Annotated in this window: 8 protein-coding genes; 5 read left to right on the plus strand and 3 right to left on the minus strand. The window is 64.1% G+C overall.

All coding sequences use genetic code 11. From position 1 onward, the window contains the following. The 5 genes from EN964_RS39110 to EN964_RS17285 form a co-directional block, all read left to right on the plus strand. The coding region (locus tag EN964_RS39110) for a xanthine dehydrogenase family protein molybdopterin-binding subunit (RefSeq protein WP_164775855.1) at nucleotides 1-693 on the plus strand (693 nt) is incomplete at its 5' end. 1 nt (nucleotide 694) lies between these two features. Then, complete coding sequence (locus tag EN964_RS39115; RefSeq protein ID WP_023756899.1) at nucleotides 695-1699, plus strand: xanthine dehydrogenase family protein molybdopterin-binding subunit; 1005 nt, start codon at nucleotides 695-697, stop codon at nucleotides 1697-1699. 8 nt (nucleotides 1700-1707) lie between these two features. Next, nucleotides 1708-2589 carry a MoxR family ATPase gene (locus EN964_RS17270; RefSeq protein WP_127266796.1) on the plus strand — a complete coding sequence of 294 codons (882 nt, stop codon included), beginning with the start codon at nucleotides 1708-1710 and terminating at the stop codon, nucleotides 2587-2589. Between the two features lie 199 nt (nucleotides 2590-2788). Further along, nucleotides 2789-3925, plus strand: a complete 1137-nt coding sequence (locus tag EN964_RS17280) for a VWA domain-containing protein (protein ID WP_127271480.1) — start codon at nucleotides 2789-2791, stop codon at nucleotides 3923-3925. Continuing rightward, nucleotides 3925-4812, plus strand: coding sequence for an amidohydrolase (locus EN964_RS17285; protein WP_164749096.1), 888 nt, complete (start codon nucleotides 3925-3927; stop codon nucleotides 4810-4812). The genes EN964_RS17280 and EN964_RS17285 overlap by 1 nt, the downstream gene beginning before the upstream one ends. Before the next feature lie 4 nt (nucleotides 4813-4816). Here EN964_RS17285 and EN964_RS17290 read toward each other — a convergent pair whose 3' ends face one another. From EN964_RS17290 to EN964_RS17300, 3 genes are all read right to left on the minus strand, one after another. Beyond that, a complete protein-coding gene (locus tag EN964_RS17290) occupies nucleotides 4817-5224 on the minus strand; it encodes a carboxymuconolactone decarboxylase family protein (protein WP_127271484.1) in 408 nt (135 codons plus the stop codon). Between the two features lie 317 nt (nucleotides 5225-5541). After that, a complete protein-coding gene (locus EN964_RS17295; protein WP_127271485.1) occupies nucleotides 5542-7038 on the minus strand; it encodes a sugar ABC transporter ATP-binding protein in 1497 nt (498 codons plus the stop codon). Beyond that, nucleotides 7038-7880, minus strand: an 843-nt coding sequence (locus tag EN964_RS17300) for a hypothetical protein (RefSeq protein ID WP_127276566.1), incomplete at its 5' end; no start/stop codon positions are given. The genes EN964_RS17300 and EN964_RS17295, both read right to left, overlap by 1 nt.

Here is a 7880-nt window from a genome sequence, read left to right on the forward strand (position 1 = left end):
TGCTACACCAACACGCAGGCGATGTTCTTCACGCTCGACAACACCTCGATCATCCTGCAGATGCCCGGCAGCAAATTGCATTTCGTCGGCGGCACCGTCGGCGGCGGTTTTGGCGGCAAAGTCGACGTCATCGTCGAGCCGATCGCCATCCTCGGCGCAAAATTAACCGGACGACCAGTCTGTTTTATCTACAGCCGCGAGGAGGAGATGCAGATATCGTCGCCACGCGCGGCCGAAAAGGTCGTCATCAAGGACGGCGTCATGAAGGACGGCCGCATCGTCGCGCGCAAGGTCACTGGCTACACCGATGCCGGCGCCTATTCGCGCCACTCGCCCTATGGCGCGCAGAAGGGCGCGGGGCACTATCCCGGCCCCTACACTATCCCGAACGTCTGGATCGACACCTACTGCGTCTACACCAACCGCACGCCCTCCTCCGCCATGCGCGGCTTCGGCGTCACCATCGGCGATTTCGCGCTGGAGGTGCAGATGGACAAGCTGGCGCGGCTGATCGGCATGGACCCGCTCGAATTCCGCTTCATCAACGCCTATCGCGACGGCGATATGAAAGCGCACCGCCAGCCGACCGAGGGCGCGGCGCTGATCGAATGCATGCAGGAAGCCTCGCGCGCCGCCAACTGGCCGGTGGCGGAGAAATACATGGCGATGTCATCCTACGTGAAGGGAGCTTGAGATGGCGATCAGGCGTGGACGCGGCGTTGCCGCGATCAACTATCCCACCGGCATGAACCTCGGCGGCGACCCGACGCAGGCGCTGGTGCATTCGACGCCGACCGGCAATTTCATGGTGACGCTGTCATCGGTCGATCTCGGCCAGGGCATGAAGCAGATCATGGCGCAGATCTGCGCCGAGACGATCGGCGTGCCGACCGACCGTGTCGTCGTCGACACCGCCGACACCGACACCGGCCCGCACTGCATGGGCACCTTCGCCTCGCGCGGCACACACCGCGCCGGCAACGCCGTCATCCAGGCGGCAAGGGAAGCCCGCCAGGTGATGCTGGAAGTGGCGGCCGAGGAGTTGGAGGTGAATGCATCCGACCTCGAGACCGACGGCCAGGGCAACATACTGGTCAAGGGCGCGCCGCAAAAGTCGATCTCGATCTTCGATGTCGCGCTGTCGGCGCATTTCAAGCGCGGCCGCTCGATCTCGGGCCGCGGCATGTTCCTGATCCCGCGCTCTTATCCCGAGAAAGAAACCGGCGCGATGAAGCCGTCGACCTGCTACGCGCATGCCTGCACCGTGGCCGAGGTCGAGGTCGACGACGAAACCGGCGAGGTCACCGTACTGACGGTGAAGAACGTCTTCGAGATCGGCCGCGCGCTGAACCCGAAAATGGTCGAACAGCAGCTGGTCGGCGGTTCGTGGATGGGCATCAGCCATGCGCTCTACGAGACGACCGAGCCCTATTATCCCAACCGCGATCATGGCGGCACCGACTTCAACCAGTATCTGATGCCGGGTCCCGGCGACCTCGCCGAGACCGAGATCATCGTGCTGGAGCGGCCATCGGCGGACGGACCCTACGGCGCCAAAGGGCCGGGCGAAATGTGCGCCAACCCACAGATCCCGGCGGTCGCCAATGCCGTCTTCGACGCCGTCGGCGTGCGCATCGACACGCTGCCGATCACGCCGGAGCGCATCCTGCGCGCGCTGAAGGCGCAAGCGGCGAACTGAGGGCCGAAATGACCGGGACAAGCGCCGAGACATCAGCGACCTCGCCGGAGGCGGTGGCGCAGCATCTGGCCGCCTCGCGCTATCTGGCCGATGAAAGCCTTTCGACCGCCATCTTCCTGGCAATCCGGCTGGGCAAGCCGCTGCTGCTCGAAGGCGCGCCGGGCGTCGGCAAGACGGAAGCGGCCAAAGCGATCGCCGAGCTGCTCGGCCGCGATCTGGTGCGGCTGCAATGTTATGAAGGCATCGACGCCGCGCACGCGCTCTACGAATGGAACTACCAGCGCCAATTGCTTGCCATCCGCCATGCCGGCGAGCATGAGATCGACATCTATGAAGACCGTTTCCTGATCGCCCGGCCGCTGCTGCAGGTGCTGAAGGCGCCGGAACAACGCGTGCTGCTGGTCGACGAGATCGATCGTTCCGACCACGAATTTGAAGCGCTGCTTTTGGAATTCCTGTCCGATTTCCAGATCAGCATTCCCGAGCGCGGCACCATCCGCGCCACGGCGCAGCCGATCGTCATCCTGACCTCGAACCGCACCCGCGAGCTCGCCGAAGCGCTGCGCCGCCGATGCGTCTATCATTGGATTGGCTATCCCGACGCCGAGCGCGAGGCCGCCATCATCATGCTGCGCGCCGGCAATGTGGCTGAAGCAACGGCGCGCGCCGTGGCGACAGCCGTGCAGACCATTCGCGCTCGGCCGCTGGCCAAGCCGCCCGGCATCGCCGAGGCCGTCGAATGGGCCAACGCGGCGACCATCCTGGAGAGAGGCGGCAGCCCGTGGCCGGAAGCCTTCCGCCGCGCCATCGGCGTGCTGATCAAGGACGAGGAAGACCTTTCCTACATCGCACCGGAGCTTGGCCGGATCGTCGAGGAGGCGCTGGCGTGACGCGGGAGGTCATTTTGCAATGCTGGCGGGAGAGCGCCCCCCTCTGCCCTGCCGGGCATCTCCCCCTCAAGGGGGGAGATCGGATGTCATCCCCGCTTTCGCTAATCGCTCACGTCGCCGAACAGAGCGAAGCGTCGAACCTGCCAATCTCCCCCCTTGAGGGGGAGATGTCCGGCAGGACAGAGGGGGGCGCCACGCAATGATGCGGGAAACAAGCTTGCCTCGCGCCGCTGCGCCCTTCCTCAGCTTCGGCCGCTTGCTGCGCCGCTATGGTTTCGCCATCGCCCCCGAGCAGGTCTCCGGCTTCATGCAGGCGGTGACGTTGCTCGGGCCGCGCTCGATGGCAGACATCCGCGAGGCCGCCCTTTCCACGCTGGCGCCGCCGCCCGACCGCCGCGACGAATTCGAGGCGCATTTCCAGAGCCATTTTTATGGCAATACGTCCGCCGTGGTCGAAGGCGACGCCGACGAGGAAACTCGCATCAAGGATGATGGCGGCGCCGACGACGAACGGCTCGAGGCCGAACAAAGCCAAGAGGGCGGCGACCTCTCTTCGGCCCTGGAGCAGTTGAGTGTCCGCGACTTCCAGCGCGACGATGACAGGCTGACCGCCTTTCGTCGCAAACTCTCGACCGCTTTACCAGCCCGGCGCTCCTTCCGTACGATACGCACCCACTCGCGCGGTAAGCTCGATCTGCGCCGATCGCTCAGGGAAATCGTCAGCGCCGATGGCGACGTGCCCTCGCCGCTGCTGCGCCGCCGCCAGACCGTACCGCGCAAGCTGCTGCTGCTGATCGACGTTTCCGGCTCGATGAAGCTGCACACAGCGGACTATCTCAAGCTGGCACATGCGGCCGTGCAAGGTGCCGACCGCGCCGAGATATTCACCTTCGGCACGCGGCTGACGCGCATCACCACGGCATTGCGCATCCGCGACCGCGACCAGGCGCTGGCGCGCGCCGCTGCCCAGGTCGACGACTGGGACGGCGGCACCCGCATGGGACCGACGCTGCTCGCCTTCCTCTCGGTGCCGCGCTTTTCGTCGTTTGCACGCGGTGCCACGGTCGTGATCCTGTCCGACGCGCTGGAGCGCGGCGATCATGGCGAGTTGGAGACAGCCATGCGACGGCTGAGCGCCCGCGCTTTCCGGCTGTCGCTGGCCACACCGCTAGCCGGCGACCCGCGCTTCCGGCCGGCAACGGCTGCACTTCGTGCCATCCTGCCTGACCTGGACGACCTCGTCGATGGCTCGTCGGTGAAAAGCCTCACCGATTTCATCCTGTCGCTCGCCCGCCCTGCTTCAGCGGCGGCGACAATCTGGAAGAGGGTTTCGTGATGCAGAAAGCCATCGACGCGCATTTCCACATCTGGCGCCAAAAGGACCAGCCCTGGCTGGTCGGGCCGATGGTGCCGCGCATCTTCGGTCCCTACGAGCCGATCCGGCGCGACTACCCGATCGAGGAATTTCTCGAGGACCAGAGGGATTCAGGCGTCGAAAAGGCCGTCTATGTCCAGACCAACTGGGCCAAGGAGGATTTCGAGAAGGAAGTCGCCTTCCTGCAGAAGACATCCGACGAAACCGGCTGGCCGCATGCCATTGTCGGCTACACCGACATGACAGTCGAGGATATCAGACCGCAGATCGATCGCTTGATGAAATACAAGCTGCTGCGCGGCGTGCGCATGCAACTGCATTGGCACGAGACCCCGGCCTTCCGCTTCGCCGCCTCCGCCGACCAGGTGATCGACCCCAAGGTGCGCGCCAATGTGGCGCGGCTCAAGGACTATGGCCTCTCCTTCGACCTGCAGCTCTTCCCCGCTCAGATGAAGGACGGCCTGACGCTGGTCGGCGAAAACCCGGAGACGAATTTCATCCTCACCCATGCCGGTATGCTGACCGGCATGGAGCCGGAAACCACCGAAGCCTGGAAGGCAGGCCTGCGCACGCTTGCAGCCGCCCCCAACTTCTACGCCAAGCTCTCCGGCCTCGGCACCTTCGTCCACCGCAACGACCCGGCTCTGATCGCCTATATCGTCGACAATGCGATCGACATATTGGGCGCCGACCATCTGATGTTCGGCTCGAACTTTCCGATCGAGAAGCTTTGGACCAGCCACGCCGAGCTGATCAAGACGCACCGCGATGCGGTGGCCAGGCATGGTGCGGCGGCGGAGGCGGATATTTTCTGGAACACGGCGGAGAAGGTTTACCGGCCGGTGTGAGGCCTCACTTCACCTCGAACTGCGGGTCAACCGGAATCTGCATCGCCGTCACCAGATGGTTGGTCTGGCCGGCCAGCCCGATGATCGACACCAGATCGCCATGCTGCGCATCGGTCATGCCTTTGGCGCGGGCCGCCGCCGTGTGCGAGTGGACGCAGTAGGAGCAGCCATTGGCGGTCGAGACAGCAATGTAGATCATCTCCTTGGTCAGCGGATCGATGGCGCTGTCGGCGACCATCACCACCTTCAACTGTTCCCAGATCCGCTTCAGCGCCGGAGGATCATTGGCCAGCCCGCGCCAGAAATTGTTGACGAAATCAGATTTGCGCGTCGCGCGGATGTCGTCGAACACGGCTTTCACGGCGGGGATCTTTTCGACCTCGGCATCGCTGAGGAGTTTCGTCGTGGCCATGGCGTTCCCTTTCGTTTGAATTGAATCAAGTGTTGAGCAATTACGGCCAACCACCTTGGATGAATCGGTTTTCAGCCCCTCACCTTCGTCATCCTAGGGCGAAGCAGGAGCGAAGCTCCGTCGCGGAGACCCTAGGATCCATTCCGTGACGTCTCTCGAAGTGTGCGGCGGAGCAGAATCTTGCGCCGCAGCGACGCATGGAAGTCGCGGCATGGATCCTCGGGTCTGCGCCGCGTCGCTACGCTCCTTGCTTCGCCCGTGGATGACGAAGGGATGGACGTCCCGGCCAATTATCGACGTACGCACCGCCCGGAAACCTAATGCACAGCCGCGTACATGATCTTCTCCTCCGTCGCCTCGGCCGGCGAAAACTCCTCGACGATGCGGCCCTGGCGGCAGACCAGGATGCGGTCGGACAGGTTCATGATCTCCGGCAGGTAGGACGAGATGACGACAACGGCCAGGCCCTCGTCGGCCAGCCGGTTGATGATCTGATGGATCTCGGCGATCGCGCCGACATCGACGCCGCGCGTCGGCTCGTCGAAGATGACGATGCGCGGCTGCTGCACCAGCCCCTTGCCGATCACCACCTTCTGCTGGTTGCCGCCGGACAGTTCGACGACGCGCGCATTGTCGTTGATCGCCTTGATGTTCAACGTCTTCGTCCATTCGGCTGACAGCGCGCGCATTTCCTGCGCGTTGATCACCCAGGCCTTTTCGCGCCCCGCCGCCAGCAGCCCGCCGAACAGGTTCTCGGCAATGCCCATCGTCTCGAAGATGCCTTCGCTCTTGCGGTCCTCGGTGACATAGACGATGCCGTCAGCCACCGCCTCGCTCGGCACGAGATAGCGCACCGGCCTGTCATCGAGCTCGATGGCGCCGCCGCGCAGAAAGTCGCGCTTGTAGATGCCGGAGACGATCTTGAAGGTTTCGGTGCGGCCGGAGCCAATCAGCCCGAACACACCGGTGATCTGGCCCTCGAAGATCGAGAAGGACGTGTTGCGCACGACATTGCTCATCGAGATGTCCTGCACCGACAGCACCTTCTTGCCCGCCTTGCGAAGCTTCGCTTCGTCGCGCTGCCGGTAGATCTGTCCCGACAGCGTGCGCCCGACCATGGCGGAAACGATCCTGTCGCGGTCGAAAGCAGAGGTGTCGTCGGTGATGACCAGCTCGCCGTCGCGCAGGATGGTGATGCGGTCGGCGATATCGAGCGCCTCTTCCAGCGCGTGGCTGATGAAGACGATCGACACGCCGCTCGCCTTCAGCCGCCGGATCAGCGCGAAGAAGTGCCGCTTTTCTTCCGGCGTCAGCGTCGCCGTCGGCTCGTCGAAGATGATGATCTCGGCATTGTGGTGCACCGCGCGCGCGATCTCGACCATCTGCCGCTTGGCAGCACCCAGCGTCGCCACCATGGCGTTCGGGTCGACGGGAAAGTTCAGCGATTGCAGGAATTGCTGCGCCGAAATGTAGGTGCCGCGCAGCCGGTTGAGGAACTTTTCGGTGCCGAGATAAAGGTTCTGCGCCACCGTCATCGACGGCACCAAGCTGGTTTCCTGGAACACCATGGCGATACCGGCCTGAAGCGCCGCGTGCGGCGAGGCGTAGGCGATCTCCTGCCCCTTGTGGAACATCTTGCCCGAGGTGGCGTCGACCACACCGGCGATGATCTTGGTCAGCGTCGATTTTCCCGCGCCGTTCTCGCCAAGCAGCGCGTGGATCTCGCCCTTGCGCAGGTCGAAGCTGACATTCTTCACAGCGGGCACGCCGCGGTAGTTCTTGGTGACATTCTCCAGACGGACAATCGGTTCCATCAGAAACCTCCCGTGGCGACGGAAAGGATGCAGTCGCCGCCCCTGGAGGCGATGAACAGAAGACCGTCCTTTTCCGCAACGCTGCAGATGCCATGGCGCGTGCCATTGGCGCGGCTGTGCAGGCTGAATTGCGGCTGCATCTTCTGGTCAAGCCTGACCACCAGCCCGTAGGAGCGGCTCGGCGACCACGGCTTGTGGATGCCCATGGTGCGGATGCCGCCGCATTGCAGCGGCTCGAGGAAGCTGCGGCTGGAGGCCAGCGCTGGCGCGATCCAGTAGGCAGGCGGCACCTGGCTCAGCATGTCCTGACGGTAATGCGTTTCCTGTAGCACGAATTCGATCAGCCGGTTGCGCGGCGCAAACAGGGTCAGCCACGCCCCACCATCGGCGGAAGGTGACAGCCGCGCGGGATAGCCGGGCAGATGCGTCAGAACCGTCGAGCGGCTGCCCGTCGCGCCATCGAAACGCACCAACTGATGACGCCAGCTTTCGCTGACTAGCACATCGCTGCCGACTGGATGCAGGCCATAGGGAAAGGCAATCTCGCCGGCGACTTTGCGGAAATCACCGCCCGCGGCGTCTCGCTTCCACAGCGAACCGGAGGCACCCTTCTTCATCAGATCGGCGGCCCATTGCGACGGCGCGTGCTCGGCCGAGCCATTGGCCAGCCACAACGTGCCGTCATCCGCATAGGCAAGTGCGGTGATGCAGCTGAGGTCAGCCGGCAGCGAAACGTCGCTGCCGCCAATCAGCAGCTTTCCGCTTTCCAGCCCGACCGTCAGTTCACCGGATGGCGACAGCGCCAGCGCGGTGACGGCAGACGGAAAAGTCTCGACCACGAC

This window comes from Mesorhizobium sp. M7A.F.Ca.CA.001.10.2.1 (genome assembly GCF_003998575.1).
Lineage (GTDB): Bacteria > Pseudomonadota > Alphaproteobacteria > Rhizobiales > Rhizobiaceae > Mesorhizobium.

Excerpts from the sequence above, each read along its gene's own strand:
- EN964_RS39115 (WP_023756899.1), top strand. The coding sequence starts at position 695 with ATGGCGATCAGGCGTGGACGCGGCGTTGCCGCGATCAACTATCCCACC.
- EN964_RS17270 (WP_127266796.1), top strand. The coding sequence starts at position 1,708 with ATGACCGGGACAAGCGCCGAGACATCAGCGACCTCGCCGGAGGCGGTG.
- EN964_RS17280 (WP_127271480.1), top strand. The coding sequence starts at position 2,789 with ATGATGCGGGAAACAAGCTTGCCTCGCGCCGCTGCGCCCTTCCTCAGC.
- EN964_RS17285 (WP_164749096.1), top strand. The coding sequence starts at position 3,925 with ATGCAGAAAGCCATCGACGCGCATTTCCACATCTGGCGCCAAAAGGAC.
- EN964_RS17290 (WP_127271484.1), bottom strand. The coding sequence starts at position 5,224 with ATGGCCACGACGAAACTCCTCAGCGATGCCGAGGTCGAAAAGATCCCC.
- EN964_RS17295 (WP_127271485.1), bottom strand. The coding sequence starts at position 7,038 with ATGGAACCGATTGTCCGTCTGGAGAATGTCACCAAGAACTACCGCGGC.